Source organism: Mitsuaria sp. WAJ17 (assembly GCF_014174515.1).
Classification (GTDB): Bacteria; Pseudomonadota; Gammaproteobacteria; order Burkholderiales; family Burkholderiaceae_C; genus Roseateles_B.
On the sequence record NZ_JACJUG010000001.1, the window covers coordinates 243,986 to 262,285 of the forward strand.

General features: G+C 70.0%; 16 protein-coding genes. 8 read left to right on the forward strand and 8 right to left on the reverse strand.

Annotation, left to right across the window (positions count from 1 at the left end):
• Positions 1-28 precede the first annotated feature (28 nt).
• Entirely contained in the window at positions 29-1,018 is a 990-nt protein-coding gene (locus H5407_RS01070; protein WP_183102553.1) for a YafY family protein, read from the reverse strand.
• A 101-nt stretch (positions 1,019-1,119) separates the two neighbouring features.
• Here H5407_RS01070 and H5407_RS01075 point away from each other — a divergent pair, with 101 nt between their 5' ends.
• Entirely contained in the window at positions 1,120-1,791 is a 672-nt protein-coding gene (locus tag H5407_RS01075; RefSeq protein ID WP_183102554.1) for a LysE family translocator, read from the forward strand.
• Positions 1,792-1,800: 9 nt separating this feature from the next.
• Here the strand turns inward: H5407_RS01075 and H5407_RS01080 are convergent, their stop codons facing one another.
• Entirely contained in the window at positions 1,801-2,688 is an 888-nt protein-coding gene (locus tag H5407_RS01080; protein WP_183102555.1) for a DMT family transporter, read from the reverse strand.
• Positions 2,689-2,804: 116 nt separating this feature from the next.
• Between H5407_RS01080 and H5407_RS01085 the strand changes: the two genes are divergently transcribed.
• Both H5407_RS01085 and katG read left to right on the forward strand, forming a co-directional pair.
• On the forward strand, positions 2,805-4,139 hold the full coding sequence (locus H5407_RS01085) for a PLP-dependent aminotransferase family protein (protein ID WP_183102556.1): 1,335 nt from the start codon (positions 2,805-2,807) through the stop codon (positions 4,137-4,139).
• Between the two features lie 162 nt (positions 4,140-4,301).
• Positions 4,302-6,506 carry a catalase/peroxidase HPI gene (gene katG, locus H5407_RS01090; RefSeq protein ID WP_183102557.1) on the forward strand — a complete coding sequence of 735 codons (2,205 nt, stop codon included), beginning with the start codon at positions 4,302-4,304 and terminating at the stop codon, positions 6,504-6,506.
• 55 nt (positions 6,507-6,561) lie between these two features.
• On the opposite strand, the gene H5407_RS01095 is transcribed toward katG, so the two are convergent.
• Positions 6,562-6,894: a hypothetical protein gene (locus H5407_RS01095; protein ID WP_183102558.1), complete on the reverse strand. Its 333-nt coding sequence runs from the start codon at positions 6,892-6,894 to the stop codon at positions 6,562-6,564.
• Between the two features lie 237 nt (positions 6,895-7,131).
• On the opposite strand from H5407_RS01095, the gene H5407_RS01100 reads away from it, so the two are divergent.
• Positions 7,132-7,380 carry a hypothetical protein gene (locus H5407_RS01100; RefSeq protein ID WP_183102559.1) on the forward strand — a complete coding sequence of 83 codons (249 nt, stop codon included), beginning with the start codon at positions 7,132-7,134 and terminating at the stop codon, positions 7,378-7,380.
• Between the two features lie 72 nt (positions 7,381-7,452).
• Here H5407_RS01100 and H5407_RS01105 read toward each other — a convergent pair whose 3' ends face one another.
• The 3 genes from H5407_RS01105 to H5407_RS01115 form a co-directional block, all read right to left on the reverse strand.
• The gene (locus H5407_RS01105) at positions 7,453-8,277 is read right to left on the reverse strand and encodes an ABC transporter substrate-binding protein (protein WP_255501000.1); all 825 of its coding nucleotides are present in this window, start codon (positions 8,275-8,277) and stop codon (positions 7,453-7,455) included.
• Between the two features lie 65 nt (positions 8,278-8,342).
• Positions 8,343-9,239: a methylated-DNA--[protein]-cysteine S-methyltransferase gene (locus H5407_RS01110; RefSeq protein ID WP_183102560.1), complete on the reverse strand. Its 897-nt coding sequence runs from the start codon at positions 9,237-9,239 to the stop codon at positions 8,343-8,345.
• An 83-nt stretch (positions 9,240-9,322) separates the two neighbouring features.
• Positions 9,323-10,243: a LysR substrate-binding domain-containing protein gene (locus tag H5407_RS01115; RefSeq protein ID WP_183102561.1), complete on the reverse strand. Its 921-nt coding sequence runs from the start codon at positions 10,241-10,243 to the stop codon at positions 9,323-9,325.
• A 116-nt stretch (positions 10,244-10,359) separates the two neighbouring features.
• Between H5407_RS01115 and panB the strand changes: the two genes are divergently transcribed.
• The 3 genes from panB (at position 10,360) to H5407_RS01130 (ending at position 13,049) form a co-directional block, all read left to right on the forward strand.
• Positions 10,360-11,169: a 3-methyl-2-oxobutanoate hydroxymethyltransferase gene (gene panB, locus H5407_RS01120; RefSeq protein WP_183102562.1), complete on the forward strand. Its 810-nt coding sequence runs from the start codon at positions 10,360-10,362 to the stop codon at positions 11,167-11,169.
• 31 nt (positions 11,170-11,200) lie between these two features.
• Positions 11,201-12,034, forward strand: a complete 834-nt coding sequence (gene panC, locus H5407_RS01125; RefSeq protein WP_183102563.1) for a pantoate--beta-alanine ligase — start codon at positions 11,201-11,203, stop codon at positions 12,032-12,034.
• Positions 12,035-12,359: 325 nt separating this feature from the next.
• Complete coding sequence (locus H5407_RS01130; protein WP_183102564.1) at positions 12,360-13,049, forward strand: peptidylprolyl isomerase; 690 nt, start codon at positions 12,360-12,362, stop codon at positions 13,047-13,049.
• Positions 13,050-13,071: 22 nt separating this feature from the next.
• On the opposite strand, the gene H5407_RS01135 is transcribed toward H5407_RS01130, so the two are convergent.
• Positions 13,072-14,691, reverse strand: a complete 1,620-nt coding sequence (locus tag H5407_RS01135) for a hypothetical protein (RefSeq protein ID WP_183102565.1) — start codon at positions 14,689-14,691, stop codon at positions 13,072-13,074.
• A 135-nt stretch (positions 14,692-14,826) separates the two neighbouring features.
• On the opposite strand from H5407_RS01135, the gene H5407_RS01140 reads away from it, so the two are divergent.
• Positions 14,827-16,074, forward strand: a complete 1,248-nt coding sequence (locus H5407_RS01140) for a cytochrome-c peroxidase (RefSeq protein ID WP_183102566.1) — start codon at positions 14,827-14,829, stop codon at positions 16,072-16,074.
• A gap of 44 nt (positions 16,075-16,118) precedes the next feature.
• On the opposite strand, the gene recG is transcribed toward H5407_RS01140, so the two are convergent.
• Complete coding sequence (gene recG, locus H5407_RS01145) at positions 16,119-18,293, reverse strand: ATP-dependent DNA helicase RecG (RefSeq protein WP_183102567.1); 2,175 nt, start codon at positions 18,291-18,293, stop codon at positions 16,119-16,121.
• Between the last annotated feature and the right edge of the window lie 7 nt (positions 18,294-18,300).

The window sequence follows — 18,300 nt, forward strand, 5'->3', positions numbered from 1 at the left end:
CCCGAAAATGGGGGGGCTGCGAGGGGGGTCAGAGGCCCAGATCGGTGCAATCGATGAGCAAGCGGCGTGCCTGCGCGGCAAGCCGATCACGCAGCGCGCGCGGGGCCAGCACGCGCACCCTGCAGGGTTGACGGGCCAGCTCGCGGGCCATCCAGTCCAGGTCATCGACCTGTGCGCGCAGGCGCCAGCCCTCGGGCAGTGGCTCGGCTTCGCCCAGGCTGGCATCGATGGTCGGCGGCGGCTCGCCGGGGCCGCCCAGCAGCACGTCCACCGCATGACGGCGGGGGAGGCGGGCCAGGGTCCTGTCCAGGTAGGCCAGGACGTCAAAGCCCTCGGGCCGGGCGAAGCTGGCTGGCAGGGCGCGGACCTGCTCGATACGGTCCAGGCGGAAGCTGCGCAGGTCCTTGCGCAGACGGCACCAGGCCACGAGGTACCAGGTGCCGCTGCGCCAGGCGATGCCGTAAGGGTGCAGCTCACGTTCGCTGCCCTGGCCGTCGCGGTCGCGGTAGTGCAGGGCCACGCGCTGGCCGGAGGCCGCGGCGGCGCTGAGCGTCAGCAGCTCATGGCCCGCGGAGCCCTGGCTGCCGCCGCGGCCCAGGTCCAGGGCCACACTGGTGTTGACGGCCTGGATGCGCTGGCGCTGGGCTTCGGGCATCACCCGGTCCAGCTTGGCCTGGGTGCTGGCGATGGCGGGCAGGGCACCCTGAAGGCCCAGCTCGCGAGCCGCGCGCAGGCCAATGGCCAGGGCCAGGGCCTCGTCGGCGCTGAACGTCAGCGGAGGCAGCTTGTAGCCGGGGCGCAGACCGTAGCCGCCATCGCAGCCTCGCTGGCTGTGGACGGGGATGCCCAGGGCCTGCAGCTGGGCGATGTAGCGCCGCAGCGTGCGCGCGTCCACGCCCAGCAGCGCGGCCAGCTCGGGGCCGCTGCGCTGGCGCTGGGACTGCAGCAGCTCCAGCAGGCTCAGCAGACGGCCGGCGGGGTGACCGGTGGGGGGCGTAGGGATCGAGGCACGAGGCATGTGGAGCGAGCGTTTTGAATCAGGGTGAACTCTGTCCTGTATCGACTCTACAGTGGCGTCATTCCTTCCGCACCGTCTCACAGATTTCCCCGGAGTCCCCCATGGATGCCTCGCACAGCCTCTGGCTCTTCTTCCTTCTGACCCTGGGCATCATCGTGCTGCCAGGCATGGACATGGCCTATATCGCCGGCCACGCCCTCCAGTCCGGCGCCCGGGCCGGCCTGCTGGCCCTGGGCGGCATCGTGGCGGGCGGGGTGGTGCACGTGCTGCTGAACCTCAGCGGCCTGTCCGCCCTGCTGATGCTGCTGCCGGGTGCCTTCGAGGTTCTGCTGTGGGCCGGGGCGCTCTACCTGGGCTGGATCGGCCTGCAGATGCTGCGCGGCGCCTGGCTGGGCTGGCGTGCGGTGCCCGCAGCCGCTGCCGCGCCCGTGCCGGCGCCGATGCCGGCGCAATCTCCCGGCCGCATCTTCCTCAGCGGCATGGCCAACTGCCTGCTCAATCCCAAGGCCTATGCCTTCATGCTGGCCGTCTTCCCAGGCTTCCTGCGCAGCAGCGAGCGCGGCCTGGCGGCCCAGGGACTGCTGCTGGGCGGCATCATTGCCGGCAACCAGATCGTCGTGTATGGCACCGTGCTGCTGGCCTGCCTGGGCTCGCGGCGTTGGCAGCGGGAGGGGGGGGGCCGAGGCGCCGTCGTGCTGTCGGGCGTGATGGGGCTGTGCCTGCTTGGCCTGGCGTTGGGCACGCTGTACGGCGCAGTGACGCGCCAGACCTGAGCGCCGCGCTCAGGTCTCCAGCCGCCGCGCCACGGCCACGCACGCAAGCACGCCCACCGTCACACCCAGCATGCCCGCGCTGACGGCCTCTTGCAGCAGCCAGGCCGCCAGCACCAGGCCGAACAGGGGCTGCAGCAACTGCAACTGGCCCACGGCCGCAATGCCGCCCAGGGCCAGGCCGCGGTACCAGAACACGAAGCCGATCAGCATGCTGAACAGGCTCACGTAGGCCAGGCCCAGCCAGGCGCTGTGACGGACGCCGCTGAAGCTCGCCGGCTGCGTCAGCCAGGCGCCCAGCGCGCTCAGGGGCAGTGCCAGCACCAAGGCCCAGCAGATCACCTGCCAGCCGCCCAGGGTGCGCGCCAGACGGGCTCCCTCGGCATAGCCCAGGCCGCAGACCAGCACCGCCGCCAGCATCAGCCCGTCCGCCATCAGCGAGCCCTGCAACACCGGGCCGCGGCTCAGGGCGTGACCCACCACCAGGCTGCTGCCCAGCACGGCGCAGAGCCAGAACGCCGGCCGGGGCCGCTCGCCGCCGCGCAGCACGGCAAAGCCCGCGGTCGATAGCGGCAGCAGGCCCAGGAAGAGCAGGGCATGGGCCGAGCTGAGCTGCTGCAGCGCCAGGGCCGTCAGCAGCGGAAAGCCCAGCACCACGCCACCAGATACCACGCCCAGCGCGCGCCACTGCAGGCGTGTGGGCCGGGCTGATCGGGTGAGCAGCAGCGCCAGCAGGGCCAGCGCGCCGGCCAGGCTGGCGCGCGCCACGGTGAGGAACACAGGGTCGAAGTCCGCCACCGCCACGCGCGTGGCGGGCATCGACCCGCTGAAGATCAGCATGCCGATGAAGCCGTGGATCCAGCCGCTGCCCGACCTGGCCTGTGTTCCCTGTGCTGCCATGGATGACTCCCTGCTGCCCGCTTTCCAGAATCCGCCGGAGCGTCCGGCGGGGTTTGTCGCGCATGCTAGGCAGGCAAATCAATACAATCAAAAAATTGTCATGGATACGCCGCCCTATGCCCCGCGCCCGCTACAAGCAGTTGGTCGATCAACTGGCCGCTGACATCCGCGACGGTCGCCTGACCCCGGGCAGCCGCCTGCCCACGCACCGCCAGTTGGCTGCCCGCGAGGGCCTGGCCCTGGTGACGGCCAGTCGCGTCTATGCCGAACTGGAGGCCATGGGTCTGGTCAGCGGCGAGACGGGGCGCGGCACCTTCGTCAAGGAGATGGCCCTGCCGCCCGGCCAGGGCGTGGACCTGCTGGCCTCGGCGGCCGACATGGTCGATCTCAGCTTCAACTACCCCTCGCTGCCCGGCCAGGCGGAGATGTTGCGCAGCGCCCTGCGCCAGCTGGCCCAGGGCGGGGACCTGGACGCCCTGCTGCGCTACCAGCCCCTGGGTGGGCGGCCCCACGAGCGCGAGATCGCCGCCCGTCACCTGGCGGAGCGCGGACTCTCGGTCTCAGGGACCGAGGTGCTGTGGGTGGAAGGCGCCCAGCACGGGCTGATGCTCACAGGCCTGGCCCTGCTGCAGCCGGGCGAGGTCGTGGCCGTGGACTGCCTCAGCTACCCAGGCTTCAAGCTGGTCGCCGAAGCCCTGCGCCTGGAGTTGCTGCCCATCCCGGCCGCAGGCATGGGGCCGGACCTGGACGCCCTCGCCGCGGCCTGCCAGCGCCGCCGCGTGCGGGCCGTCTACACCATGCCGACGATGCACAACCCGCTGGGCTGGGTGATGAGCCTCACGCGCCGCCGCGAGCTGGTCGCCCTGGCCCGGCGCGAGGGCCTGCTTCTGATCGAGGATGGCGCCTATGCCTACCTGGCCGGCGAGTCGCCGCCGCCGCTGGCGGCCCTGGCGCCGGAAGCGACGGTCTACGTCACTGGCCTGTCCAAGAGCGTTGCCGCGGGGCTGCGGACCGGCTTCGTCGCTCTGCCGGCCGCGCTGGTCCCGCGCCTGGAACGTGCCCTGCGCGCCTGCAGCTGGAGCACGCCCGGCCTGACCAGCGCTCTGGCCTGCGCCTGGCTGGAGGACGGCACCGTGGCGCGCCTGGAAGCCCGCAAGCGCGAGGACGCCTGCGAGCGCCAGGCGCTGGCGGCCGAGTTGCTGGGGCCGCTGAAGCGCCGCGGGCATGCCAGCTCTTACTTCGTCTGGCTGCCCCTGGGCGAGGACGTGAGGGCCGACCAGGTGGCCATGGATCTGCTGCGTCTGGGCGTTTCAGTATCGACCGCCGAGCCCTACGCGACCGGCCCCGCTGTGCCCCATGCCATCCGCCTGGCCCTGGGGTCCGTGGCCCTGCCGCAGCTGCGCCGGGCCCTGGGTCTGGTTCGCGAGGTCATCGACGCTCGCAGTTATTGACGCTTTCAGCACCGAGCATGCCCCGGCCGATCAGGCAACAGCGCTGCGGCGTTGGACAGGGCGTGTTGAACCTCGCTATCACGGCGATTGGCATCGTTGAATTGCCCAGTGCAATCGGCGTTCCTAGACTGCAGGTCTGCCTGAATGACCGAGGAGATGCATATGTCGAGCGAAATGAAGTGCCCCTTTGCCGCGGCCGCCCGTGCCGGCGCCACCCAGTCCCTGGCCGGAGCCAAGGGCAACCGCGAGTGGTGGCCGCACCAGCTCCAGCTGGGCATCCTGCACCAGCACTCGACCAAGTCCAGCCCCTTGGGCGAGGACTTCGACTACGCCACCGAATTCAAGAGCCTGGACCTGGACGCCGTTGTGGCGGATCTCCAGGCCCTGATGACCGATTCCCAGGACTGGTGGCCCGCGGACTGGGGGCACTATGGCCCGCTGTTCGTTCGCATGGCCTGGCATGCCGCAGGCACCTACCGCATCGCTGACGGCCGCGGCGGCGCGGGCACCGGCGCCCAGCGATTCGCCCCCCTCAACAGCTGGCCGGACAACGGCAACCTGGACAAGGCCCGCCGCCTGCTGTGGCCCGTCAAGCAGAAGTACGGACGCAAGCTCTCCTGGGCCGACCTGCTGGTGCTGACCGGCAACGTCGCCCTGGAATCCATGGGCTTCAAGACCCTGGGCTTCGGCGGCGGCCGAGCCGATATCTGGGAGCCCGAGCAGGACATCGACTGGGGCCCCGAGACCACCTGGCTGGCCGAGCAGCGCTACAGCGGCGAGCGCGAGCTCGCCAATCCCCTCGCCGCCGTGCAGATGGGCCTGATCTATGTGAACCCGGAGGGCCCCAACGGTCATCCCGACCCCGTGGCCTCCGGTCGAGACGTGCGCGAGACCTTCGCCCGCATGGCCATGAACGACGAGGAGACCGTGGCGCTGATCGCCGGCGGCCACACCTTCGGCAAGGCCCACGGCGCGGGCGATCCGGGCCTGGTGGGCAAGGAGCCGGAGGGCGCGGCCCTGGAGGAGATGGGCCTGGGTTGGAAGAATGCCTTCGGCTCCGGCATGGGCGTGCATGCCACCACCAGCGGCATCGAGGGCGCCTGGAAACCCAATCCGACCATCTGGGACATGGGCTACTTCGAGATGCTCTTCGGCTACGAGTGGGCCCTGACCAAGAGCCCGGCCGGCGCGCACCAGTGGGTGGCAAAGGACGTCAGGCCCGAGCACCTGATCCCTGACGCCCACGACCCCAGCCGCAAGCATCCACCCATGATGACCACGGCGGACCTTTCCCTGCGCTTCGACCCGGCCTACGAGAAGATCGCCCGCCGCTTCCATCGGGACCCGCAGGCCTTTGCCGACGCCTTCGCCCGCGCCTGGTTCAAGCTCACCCACCGCGACATGGGCCCGCGCGCCCGCTACCTGGGCAAGCTGGTGCCGCAGGAAACGCTGATCTGGCAGGACCCGGTGCCCGCGGTGGACCATGCCCTCATCGATGCGCAGGACGTGGCCGCGCTCAAGGCCCAGGTGCTGGCTTCCGGACTCACGACGGCGGAACTGGTCGGTACCGCCTGGGCCTCGGCCGCCACCTTCCGCGGAAGCGACAAGCGCGGCGGGGCCAACGGCGCCCGCATCCGCCTGGCGCCGCAGAAGGACTGGGCCGTCAACCAGCCGGAACGGCTGGCCCGCGTGCTGGCCACCCTGGGTGCTCTCCAGGAAAGCTTCAATGCCCGGCAGGCCAGCGGCAAGCGGGTCTCGCTGGCGGACCTGATCGTGCTGGCGGGTGACGCCGCCGTTGAGAAGGCCGCCGCCGATGCAGGCCAGGCGCTGAGCCTGCCCTTCCGTCCTGGCCGCACCGATGCCAGCGCCGCGCAGACCGACGCCGCCTCCTTCGCCGTGCTGGAGCCGCGCGCCGATGCCTGGCGCAACTACGTCCGGCCGGGGCTGGAGGAGGCGGCGGCGGCGCTACTGATCGACAGGGCCCAGCTGCTGACGCTCAGCGCGCCGGAGATGACCGTACTGCTGGGCGGCCTGCGGGTGCTGGGTGCCAACCATGGCCAGAGTCCCGACGGCGTCCTGACGTCGCGGCCGGGCGTGCTCAGCAACGACTTCTTCGTGAACCTGCTGGACATGGGCACGCAATGGGCCCGCTCGGCCGCCGACCCCCACCGGCTGGAAGGTCGCGACCGCCGCAGCGGCGAGCGGCGCTGGACGGCCACCGCCGTGGATCTGGTCTTCGGTTCCAATGCCCAGCTGCGGGCTCTGGCCGAGGTCTATGCCGGCAGTGACGCCCAGGCGGCGTTCGTGCGGGACTTCGGAGCGGCCTGGTCCAAGGTGATGCATCTGGACCGCTTCGACCTGGCCTGATTCGGCCGGGCTGGGGATCGGCCAGTGGCTCGCCGCCGGATTTCAGCATCTGGCTTCAGTGCCAGGCACCGGCCGCAGCCGGTTCCTCGGCCCCGGGCGGGGCGAGGCGGGCCCCCTCCTCGTCCAGAGACTGACTGTCGGCCACCTGGTCCAGCTCGCGGTCCTCGGCACTGGGGACCCAGCCTCGAGCCAGGGCCTGCTGGCGCCGGGCGGCGGCATGGCGCTCGGCCAGCAGAGGGTCGTCATCGATCAGGCGGCGGGCTTCGCGGATGCTGGCGGCAAACTGCGGCTGCAGCCGGGCCAGGGCGCTCAGCTGAGGCCCGTGGCGCTCCGGGTAGACCTGCCACCAACTGACGATGCTGCGGGGATTGTTGAGATCCAGATGCATGGCGCGACTCCTTGCCTAGACTTTTTGAGTACTGTATGAATGTACAGTAAATTGCTGCCCGTGCAAGCACCTGCAAACAACGGTGTGCCGCGAGCCCATCGCCTCACCCTCGTTCAACAAGCGAATGCGGGATCGCACATCTCCCCCCAATGGGGGGGGCTGGGGGCCACTTCAGTGGGATGGGGGATGACAGTCCTCGAACCGGACACTTCGTGCACTGCAATACGAGAGGTCGCCATGTTCCACGCCACTGCATCCCGCTTCGCTACCGTCACGAAACAGACCCCCGCTACCAAGGGCGCCTTCGGCGAAAGCTGGGGCTGGACCCGGGTCGGACGCGAAGCCTTGAGCCTGCTGGCGCGGCCGCTGCGTCCGGGCCAAGGCATTGACGGCCTGGAGGTCTCGGACTCCACCTATGAGGAATGGGAAGCCGTGCAGGTGCAGTTCGAGGCCCGCGTGCGTGCCGGTTCGGTGCAAGTTCTCTGAGCGGAGTGCGCAGGCAGCCCCAAGTTTATCAAGGGATGCAGTGAAGGTGAGCGCAAGCTCACAATTCAGGCTTCACTCGCTGAGATAGCGCTCGTAGATGGCCTTGTGGCGCCCGGTGCTGCGCAGCCAGCGCAGGCCCTCATTGAAACCGTCCCGCACCCGGGCGCTGCGGAACACCGGCCGGTAGTCGTTGGGATTGGCCACGGTGAAAACGTGTTCGGTCACCGGCAGCAGGGTCTCGCCCTCGCGCTGCAGTTGCAGGCTGAAGTAGCGGAAGATGCTGCGATCCGACAGGACCAGGTCATAGCGGCCGCGCATGAGGGTGCGCACCTGAAGGGCCTGGTCGTTGATTTCCACCAGACGACCCGCATGGTGGACCGGTTCCAGCCAGTCCGGGAAGCGTCGCAGGGCCCCCTGGAAGGAGATGACGCTCAGCCCGGCGAGATCCTCGGGCTTTTGGATGCGCAGGCGGCGCGACTGCAGGCTGATCAGCACGTTGTCGTAGAGCACGGCGCTGTCGCCGTAGTGACCGCCGTGGACGCCGAGGTCTTCGCCCAGGTCGGTCATGGTGGCATCGACTTCGCCCGTCTTGAAGGCCCGAGGCACCCGGGCGAAGGGATAGAACAGCGGCTTCAGGTGAAAGCCCTTGTAAGCCAGGGCCTCGCGGAAGACATCGACCTCGATGCCGGACTGCGTCTGGGGAAAGCAAAAGGGCGGGATGCGCTCGCCGAAGGCCATGCGCAGCGCGCTTCCAGGCGTCTGCGCCCAGCCCTCCAGGGGGGGCATCCACAGGCCCAGTGGCGCCAGCAGGCACAGGCGGCGCGCAGGCTGCAGTCGCTCCCGTGGCGAGGATGGTGCCTGCACTGTCGCCCGGGGAGCCCCAGAATGGCCTTTCATGGCGCCAAGCATAGCCGGGCGCGGCCAGCGCCTGTCGCCAATTTGCCGACTCGGCGCCGGCGGACTCAGCCGCTGTGGCGCGCCAGCTCCAGTCCCAGCAAGGCCCGCTTGGTCAGTGACCCCCAGCGGTATTCGCCGAACTGGGCGTTGGCGCGGATCACCCGATGGCAGGGAATCAGGTAGGCGATGGCGTTGGCCGCCACGCAACTGGCCACCGCGCGCACGGCATGTGGGGCGCCAGCGGCTCGCGCGAGCTGGGTGTAGGAGCGGACCTGGCCCTGCGGCACCTGCAGCAGCGCACGCCAGACCTGCAGCCGCAGCGGGCTGCCGCTCATCAACAGGCCGATGGTCCGTTGCGGTGCGGCGCCGGACAGGCGGCGCTGCACCTCGGCCGCCAGCTCGGCCAGGCCGGCGTCGTCATGCTGCCAGCGGGCCGCCGGCAGTTCGGCCTGCGCGTGGGCCAGGGCCTGTCGGGGGACTTCGTCCTGAAGAAAGGCCATGCGCAGCACGCCGCGCGGGGAGGCTGCCAGGAAGACCGGGCCCAGCAGGCTGTCGAAGCAGGTCCAGCGGATGTCAAGCCCGGCGCCAGCTGCCTTGAACTCGCCGGGCGTGAGGCCCTCCAGGCTCAGGAAGAGGTCATGCAGGCGCGAGGGCCCGGAGAGCCCGGCGTCCAGCGCCGCCGTCAGCACCGGCGCGGCCTGCTGCAGGGCACTCTTGGCACGTTCCAGGCTCAGGGCCTGAGCCAGCTCCTTGGGACTGATGCCGGCCAGCTGCACGAAGCTGCGCTGGAAATGGAAAGGGCTCTGGCCGGCCGCCCGGGCCAGCGCCTCCAGGCTGGGTGCCTGGGCGCCGCTGGCGATGGTCTCGATGGCCTGGCGGATGCGGGCGTAGCGTTGGGGGTCGGTATCCGTCACGGCGGGCTCGGTCAGGGCGGTCAGTGGGGGCAGGAGGGGCGTGTCCATGGCAGGGAAGGCTGGCAGGCGATGGGCCCATTCTGGCCAGCGAGGCGCCGCCCGACGACCCGCTTCTTGCGCCGCCCCGGCGCTCAGGACAGCCGCGCTACACCCTCCAGCTGGCAGGCGTAGACCGCATTGCGCAGCGCGGCGATGGCCTCGTAGCGGGTGAAGGTGCGACGCCAGGCCAGCACCACCCGCCGGCTGGGCACTGGTGCGCTGAAAGGAACGTAGCGCAGGTGCGGGCTGGGTTCCTTGGGCAGGCTCAGCAGCGGAACCACGGTGATGCCCATGCCCGAGGCCACCATGTGCTTGATGGTCTCCAGGGAGCTGCCCTCGAAGCTCTTGCGTATGCCTTCGGCGTCGCTGGAGAAGCGGGCGAACTCGGGGCAGACCTCCAGCACGTGGTCACGGAAGCAGTGACCGGTGCCCAGCAGCAGCATGGTCTCGGCCTTCAGCTCCTCGGCGCTGATGGACTCGCGTAGCGCCAGCGGGTGGCTGCTGGGCACGGCGATGACGAAGGGCTCGTCATAGAGCGGGGCCAGGGCCAGGCCGGTGTCGGGGAAGGGCTCGGCCATGATGGCGCAGTCCAGCTCGCCGGTGCGCAGCATCTCCAGCAGCTTCACCGTGAAGTTCTCCTGCAGCATCAGGGGCATCTGCGGGTAGTGCTCGATGGTGTGGCGCACCAGCTCGGGCAGCAGGTAGGGGCCGATGGTGTAGATCAGGCCCAGGCGCAAGGCGCCGGCCAGCGGGTCCTTGCCGCGCTTGGCGATCTCCTTGATGGCGCTGGCCTGCTCGATCACCGACTGAGCCTGCCGGACAATGTCCTCGCCCAGGGGGGTGACCGTCACCTCGCTGGCGCCGCGCTCGAAAATCTTAACGTCCAGCTCCTCTTCCAGCTTCTTGATGGCCACCGAGAGGGTGGGCTGGGACACGAAGCAGGCCTCGGCCGCACGACCGAAATGGCGCTCCCGGGCCACGGCGACGATGTAGCGGAGCTCGGTGAGGGTCATGCTATCGATCTCCTGAGGCTCTTAGGGTATGAGCCCTACATTCTGCCGGGCTCGGTGCAAACCCGCAGCGCCCCGCTACACTGCCGCTGCTTTTTCAACCGTGAGGGCTTCACGCCATGACGACCGAGCGCAAACCCATCAGCCTGCAGCGCCTGCTGGACATGCACGCCAGCGGCGAGAAGATCGCCATGCTGACCTGCTATGACGCAGCTTTCGCCCATCTGCAGGATGAGGCCGGTGTGGACGTCATGCTGGTGGGGGACTCCCTGGGCAATGTGCTGCAGGGCCAGCCCACCACCGCCCCGGTCGAGCTGGAAGAGATGGTCTATCACACGCGCTGCGTCGCGCGCGGCCGCCGGACAGCCTTCATCGTCGGCGACCTGCCCTTTGGCAGCTACCAGGGCACGCTGGCCGAGACCTGGCACAGCGCCGCAGCCCTCGTGAAGGCGGGCGCCCACATGGTCAAGCTGGAAGGGGGCGGCTGGACGGCCCCGGCGGTGCGCTACCTGGTCGAGCGCGGCATCCCTGTCTGCGCCCACCTGGGCTTCACGCCGCAGACCGTCACCGCCCTGGGCGGCTTCAAGGTGCAGGGCCGGGACGAGGCCTCGGCCGCCCGCCTGCGCGCGCATGCGCAGGAGCTGGTCGAGGCCGGCGCGCAGATGCTGGTGCTGGAGATGGTGCCCTCGGTCCTGGCCGCCGAGCTCACCCAGAGCCTGCCCATCCCCGTGATCGGCATCGGTGCCGGCGTGGGCTGCTCGGGACAGGTCCTGGTGCTGCACGACATGCTCAACATCACGCCGGGCCGCAAGCCCCGCTTCGTCAAGAATTTCATGCAGGGCGCCGCCTCGGTGCAGGAGGCCGTGCAGCGCTATGTCGCCGAGGTGAAGGCCCGGACCTTCCCGGAAGACGCCGTGCACGGTTTCTGAACCGGTGCCTGACCCGAGTACGCTCCCGATCATGCAGACCCACCATGACATCGCCGGCCTTCGCGCCGCCCTGCAGGGCCGTGGCCCTGTCGCCTTCGTGCCCACCATGGGCAATCTGCACGAGGGGCATCTGTCCCTGGTGCGCCAGGCCCGCGAGGCCGTGGGGCCGCAGGGCGTGGTGGTGGCCAGCATCTTCGTGAACCGGCTGCAGTTCGCGCCGCACGAGGACTTCGACCAATACCCCCGCACCCTGCAGCGCGACTGCGAGCTGCTGGCCGGCGTGGGCTGCGACCTGGTGTTCGCGCCCTCGGAGAAGGCGCTTTACCCCGAGCCCCAGGGTTACAAGATCCAGCCGCCCGCCGAGCTGGCGGATATCCTGGAAGGCCATTTCCGGCCCGGCTTCTTCACCGGCGTCTGCACGGTGGTCGCCAAGCTCTTCAACATCGTGCAGCCGCAGCTCGCCGTCTTCGGCAAGAAGGACTACCAGCAGCTGATGGTGATCCGCCGCATGGTGCAGCAGATGGCGTTGCCCATCAGCATCCTGGGCGGTGAGACCTGCCGCAGCGAGGCCGGCCTGGCCCTGTCTTCACGCAACGGCTATCTCAGCGATGCGCAGAAGGCCGACGCCCTGCTGCTGTCTCGCACGCTGAAGGCCTTGATCGCCCGCTGGCAGGCCGGCGAGCGCGAGCTGCCGGCGATGGAGGCCGCTGCGATGCAGTCCTTGCGCGATGCCGGCTGGCAGCCCGACTACGTAGTGCTGCGCCGTCAGCATGACCTGGGCGCACCCGAGGAAGGTCAGCCTCTGGTGGCCTTGGCGGCCGCCCGGCTGGGCAGCACGCGCCTGATCGATAACATCGAAGCCTGAGTCAGGCCTCGAGTCGGGGCATCACGGACGCCCAGCATCTCCCCCACGAACACCAGCGCGGCATTCGGCGCGGGATCACACCGTTGCGGCTGCCGGCGCTGCCATAGGCCTGGCTGGCCGGGATGACCAGGGTGCGCTTGCCGTCGATCTACGTGCCCGGCACGCCCTCGCCCGCTCCCAGCGGGAAGGTGAAGGGCTGGCCGCGATCCCTGGGCCGGTCAGCAAGCCTTGCCGGCAGCGCTGACTGTTGTGCGAGCAGCGGCAGGGCGCGGTCATCGGGCAGGCGGCCTGCCGCGTTGAGCCTTCCAACCAGGAGGACGAACCGATGAGCACCCTGATCCTGCGCACCGCCGTGGCGGCCGCTGCCCTGATCCTGAGCGCCTGCGGCGGCGGCGCGGAGTACCACAGCGGCGGCGGCAATGGCGGCAGCCCCTATCCGCGGCCCAATCCCCAGCCCTATCCGCCCACCATGAGCTGCAGCAGCACTGGCCTGGCCGCGGCGGCGCAGAGCAGCTATCCCACCGTCTGCATGCTCACCAGCAGTGGCGAGATGGTGATCGAGCTCTACCCGGGCTATGCACCCGTCACGGTCAACAATTTCCTGCGCTATGTGTCCGACGGCTTCTACAGCAACACGCTGTTCCACCATGTCGATCGGGACTTCGTCATCCAGGGCGGCGGCTACACCACGGGCATGCGGGTCAAATCCCCGACCTACGCGCCCATCGTTTCCGAGTCCAACAACGGCCTGAGCAATCTGGTGGGCACAGTGGCCATGGCTCGCCGCACCGACCCCAACAGCGCGACCTCGCAGTTCTTCATCAACGTGATCGACAACAGCAGAGCCCTGGACTACGAGAGCCCCAGCAAGCCCGGCTACACCGTCTTCGGGCGCGTGATCTCCGGCATGAGCACGGTCTACGCCATCAACGGCCAGCCGACCTACTACTACGGCGCCACCGACATCCAGCCGCAGCAGGAGGTGCTGGTCTACTGGGTGCAGCGCCTGCGCTGAAGCCGCGTGGCCCGGGCGGCCCTCAGCGGCCGACAGCGTGCAGCTGCGCGTTGTTGATCGAGTACACGCGCCCATCCGGCCCCACGAGCGTGGGCGTGTAGGCCTGCCCCACGCCGGCGTTCATGCGCACGGACTCGCTGAAGGTATTGCTGCGGAAGTCCCAGCGGTAGAGGAAGCCGTCCTCGCAGTTGACCAGGGCGGCGCGGCCGGCCACGTCCACCGCCGCGGAGTTCACGCACCATTCGCGCACGCCGCCGGGGGTCTCGGGGTCCTCCGTCGGGCTGAGGATGCTCAGCACCTCTTTCATGACCGTCACCGAAGGCGTGATGGGATCGGCGCGCGTGCCCTGCGGATCCAGCAGGGCCATGCGGTTCTGGCCGTCGCCGGAGCCGATGCCATAGTAGTTGTTGTACTTGACAAGCAGCAGGTAGGACGAGGCCCCCGCATAGCCGGGCACGGCGGCGGCGGGCACCACGGAGGGGGTGTCGTCCCAGCCGAAGGAGCCGGGCGTCTTGGACAGGGCGAGCGTGGCGTCGAAGTGCAGCAGCCAGCCGCGGCCGTTGTGCTCCAGGCGGGAGTTCTCCAGCACGCCGTAGAAGACGTCGCCATCGGGGCCGATGGTGGGCGAGGCGGTGCTGCTGTCGCTGACGCGCGCCGGCTGGCCGGTGGCCGGGTTGAGCAGAGGCAGGTGCTTCTTCAGGGCCAGCGTGGTGGCATCCAGGGCGAGCAGGCAGCCCGTCTGGTTGCCCAGGGCGGGGTCTGTGTTGGCCGCCACATAGAGCGTCCGGCCATCGGCCGACAGCGCCGGTGCCGCGTTCATCGCGGGCTGCACGATCAGGGCATTGCCCGACAGCTCAGCCACGGCCTTCCAGCTCCCAGAGCCGTCGGCCGCAATGCGGGCGATGCCGCCGCGCAAGCCCAGCGGGGCCCCGGCGCGCGCGATGAAGCCGAAGTAGACCGCGCCGTCCGGCCCCAGGGTCAGCGGGGTGTTGATCAGCACGGTGCTGTCGAAGCTGGCCGGGGCGCTGTCATAGGCGGCATTGCCGTAGAAGGCCAGGGTGCGCACGGTGCCGCTGGCCTGGTCCACTTGGTCGCGCAGCAGCAGCCGCCCTCCCTTGGCCGGCACATACACCCGGGACTGCCGATCCAGGGCGATGTTGAAGGCCGGCGTCCAACTGCTGCCGGGCAGGACGTAGTCGGTGGCCAGGGTCCAGAGGCTGCTGCCGTCGCTGCCCTTGCGCGCGTCGATGATGAAGTCGCCTGCGGTGCTGGTCTTGACCGGCACGATCACGGTGTTGGCGGCGCTGATCACCGGCGTGCCGTAGTGGATCAGCAGAAAGCCTCCGGCGCGGTAGGGGGGCTGGCGGTCCACCGGCAGGGTCCAGAGCACGCGCTGCAGCGCCTGCGTGGCGACGCCCGCCTGCGCCGTGTGCTGGGCGTTGCCGCCGTAGAAGGCCCAGGCGGGATCGCTGGTGGGCGTGGGGGTTGGCGTCGGTGTCGGTGTGGGCGTAGGCGTAGGCGTCGGGCTTGGCGTGGGCGCGGGTGAGGGGCTGGATGATCCACCCCCGCCGCCGCAGGCCTGCAGCAGGCCGGCCATGCCGGCGCCCAGAAGCAGGCGGCGGCGCTGTTCTTGTCGTGCCATGGGATCCTCTCGCTCGGTCGGATGGACACAGGTACATCAGGTTTCGCGGATTGGACGCGGCCTGGTGCGAAGGGACGCTGAGTAATTTCCCTAGGAAGGCAGCCGCCGGCGCACAGCCGCACCACAATGCGCGCCATGCAAACCCGCAACCTCCACCGCATCCGGCCTTGCATCCCGCCTCTGGTCCTGCATGCCTGCGCGACGGCCGCCTTGGCGGTCTTGTCGGCCTGTGGCGGCGGCGGGGCGGGTGGTGGCAGCGCCGGCAGCGGCAGCCCGCCCGACGCCGCGGCCCAGGCCCAGGCCAGGGTCCAGCTGGGCGAACGCCTCTTCAACGACCGCAATCTCAGCGGCTCGGGGCGCATGTCCTGCGCCACCTGCCACGATCCCGCCTTCAGCCACGGGCCCTCCAATGCGCAGGCCGTTCAGGTGGGCGGCGCCTTCGAGACCGAGTTCGGCCTGCGCGCCTCCCCCTCCCTGCGCTACCTGGACGGCGTGCCCGCCTTCAGCCTGGCCGACGGCAGCCTGGCCAGTCTGCGGGGCGGCCTGATGAGCGACGGGCGCGCCGCCAACCTCGAGGCGCAGGCCCGCCTGCCTTTCCTGAACCCGCTGGAGATGGACAACGGCAGCGTTGCCATCCTGGCGGGCAAGCTGCGTCGGGCCGCCTATGCGCCGCTCTTCGTGCAGGTCTTCGGCGAGACGGCCGACGATGAGCTCAAGCTGACGCAGGCCACGCAAGCCCTGGCTGCCTTCCAGCGCGAGAGCGCGCAGTTCCATCCCTTTGACAGTAAGTACGACCGCGTCCTTCAGAGCCTTGAAGTGCTGAGCCCGCCTGAGCAGCGCGGCTTGCAGCTCTTTCGCGATCCCGAAAAGGGCAACTGCATGAGCTGCCACGAGATCGTGACCAGCTCGGGCCAGCAGCCGCGCTTTACCAACTTCGGCTATGCGGTGCTGGGCGTGCCGCGCAACGCCGAGCTGCCGGCCAACCGCGATCCCGCTCACTTCGACCTGGGTCTGTGCGGCCCTCAGCGCCAGGACTTGAACGTGCCGGCCTACTGCGGCGCCTTCCGCACGCCCAATCTGCGCAACGTCGCGCGGCGCCCGGTCTTCTTCCACAACGGACGCTTCAGCTCGCTGGCCCAGGTGCTGGAGTTCTACAACACGCGGGACAGCGACCCGGCCCGCTGGTATCCCACCGTCAAGGGCGTGGTCCAGCGCTTCGACGACCTGCCCGAAGCCCTGCGCGGCAACGTCAACCGGCAGGCGCCCTTTGGCAGCGCCACGCCGCGCATGAGTTCCGCGGACCTGCAGGACCTGCAGTGCTTCCTGGAAACGCTCAGCGACGGCCACCGGATCGGCACGCCGTCGCGCGAGGCCTGTCGCTGAGGTGTTCGAGGTCCGGGGTCAGGTCTTGACCTCCGACGCGCGGGTCAGGCCTTGAGGAACTCCGCCTTGCTGCCCAGCCAGCGGTCCACATGCTTCGCTGCGGCGGCTGGATGCGCGTCCAGCAACTGGGGCGCCAGGCGCCGCGCGGCCTGCAGCAGCGGGGCGTCCTCCTGGAGGTCGGCGAAGCGCAGCAGCTCGGCACCGCTCTGGCGCGCGCCCATGAACTCGCCCGGGCCGCGGATGTCGAGGTCGCGCCGGGCGATCTCGAAGCCGTCGGTGGTCTCGGCCATGGCGCGCAGGCGCTCCTTGCCGGTCTGCGACAGCGGCCCGGTGTAGATCAGGACGCAGACGCTGGCCACCGAGCCCCGCCCCACGCGGCCGCGCAGCTGGTGCAGCTGAGAGAGTCCGAAGCGCTCGGCATGCTCGATCACCATCAAGCTGGCGTTGGGCACGTCCACGCCCACTTCGATCACGGTGGTGGCGACCAGCACCTGCATCTCGCCCGAGGCGAACAGCGACATCACCGCAGCCTTCTCGGCCGGCGGCATGCGGCCGTGCAGCAGGCCGATCATGCGTCCGGGCAGCGCGGCGCTGAGCTCGGCGTGGGTCTCGGTGGCGTTCTTGAGGTCCAGGGCCTCGGACTCCTCGATCAGCGGGCAGACCCAGTAGGCTTGGCGCCCCTCGGCCACGGCGTCGGCGATCTTGGCAATGACCTCGTCGCGCCGGCCGTCCGCGAAGACGCGGGTCACGATGGGGCTGCGCCCCGGCGGCAGCTCGTCGATGGTGGAAACGTCCAGGTCCGCGAAATAGGTCATGGCCAGGGTGCGCGGGATGGGCGTGGCGCTCATCATCAGCATGTGCGGTTCGATGCCGGATCGCTGGGCGGGCAGGTGCGGCACGTGGTCGCCATAGCCGGGCGGCATTTCGCCGGTGGACGACTCCAGCTTCTTGCGCAGGGCCAGGCGCTGGGCGACACCGAAGCGGTGTTGCTCGTCCACGATGGCCAGGCCCAGGAAGCGGAACTGCACCTTGTCCTCGATCACCGCATGTGTGCCCACCACCAGCTGCGCGCTGCCGTCGGCCACGGCGTCCAGCATCTTCTGCCGCGCCTTGCCCTTCACGGAGCCCGTCAGCCAGGCGACCTGAATGCCCAGCGGCTCCAGCCAGCCGATCAGCTTGCGGAAGTGCTGCTCGGCCAGGATCTCGGTGGGCGCCATCAGCGCGCACTGCCAGCCCGCGGCGATGCAGATGGCGGCGGACATGGCTGCCACCACGGTTTTGCCGGAGCCCACATCGCCCTGCAGCAGGCGGTGCATGGGCTGGGGGCGTGCCAAGTCGTGCGCGATCTCCTCGCAGACCCGGCGCTGCGCCCCGGTCAGCGCAAAGGGCAGGGCGGCCAGCAGGCGTTCCTGCAGGCCGCCCGGACGCGCGGGCAGCATGGGCGCGCGCAGCCGGGCGCGCTCGCGCTGGGCCTTCATCTGGCTCAGCTGCTGAGCCAGCAGCTCCTCGAACTTGAGGCGCTGCCAGGCTGGGTGGCTGTGGTCTTCCAGGCTGCCCAGGCGAGCCAGGGGCGGCGGGTGGTGCAAGTAATCCAGCGCCTCCCGCAGCGAGGGCAGGGGCCTGGGCACGGTGCCGGCAGGCAGGACCTCCTCCAGAGGTGCGCGCTTCATCGCTGCAGCGATGGCCTTGCGCAGATAGGCCTGCGGCAGGCCGGCGCTGGTGGGGTAGACGGGCGTCAGCGCGGTGGCCAGAGGCGTGTCCTCGTCCACCGTCCGGAACGTGGGGTGCACCATCTCGCGGCCAAAGAAGCCGCCCCGGACCTCCCCCCGCACTCGCAAGCGCGTGCCCACGGCCAGGCTCTTCTGGTGCGAAGGGTAGAAGTGAAGGAAGCGCAGAGTCAGCTCGGCCGCGCGAGCCCGGCCGAATGCTTCGGCGGCATCTTCCTGCAGGCGCACGATGAGCTGGCGGCGGCCGCGCAGCTCCACCCGGCACTCGCGCACCACGCCCTCGCATTGCACGGTCTGGCCTTCCCCGGCCTCCGCGATGGGGACCAGGCGAGTCTCGTCCTCGTAGCGCAGGGGCAGGTGCAGGGCCAGATCGATGTCGCGCTTGAGCCCCAGCTTCTCCATCGCCTTTTTAGGGCCGGACTTGACCGGCGCAGGCTGGGGGGCGGCGGTCGAGGGGGGGGCGGGATCGGGCGCGGTGGACATGGCCGGCATTCTGCCT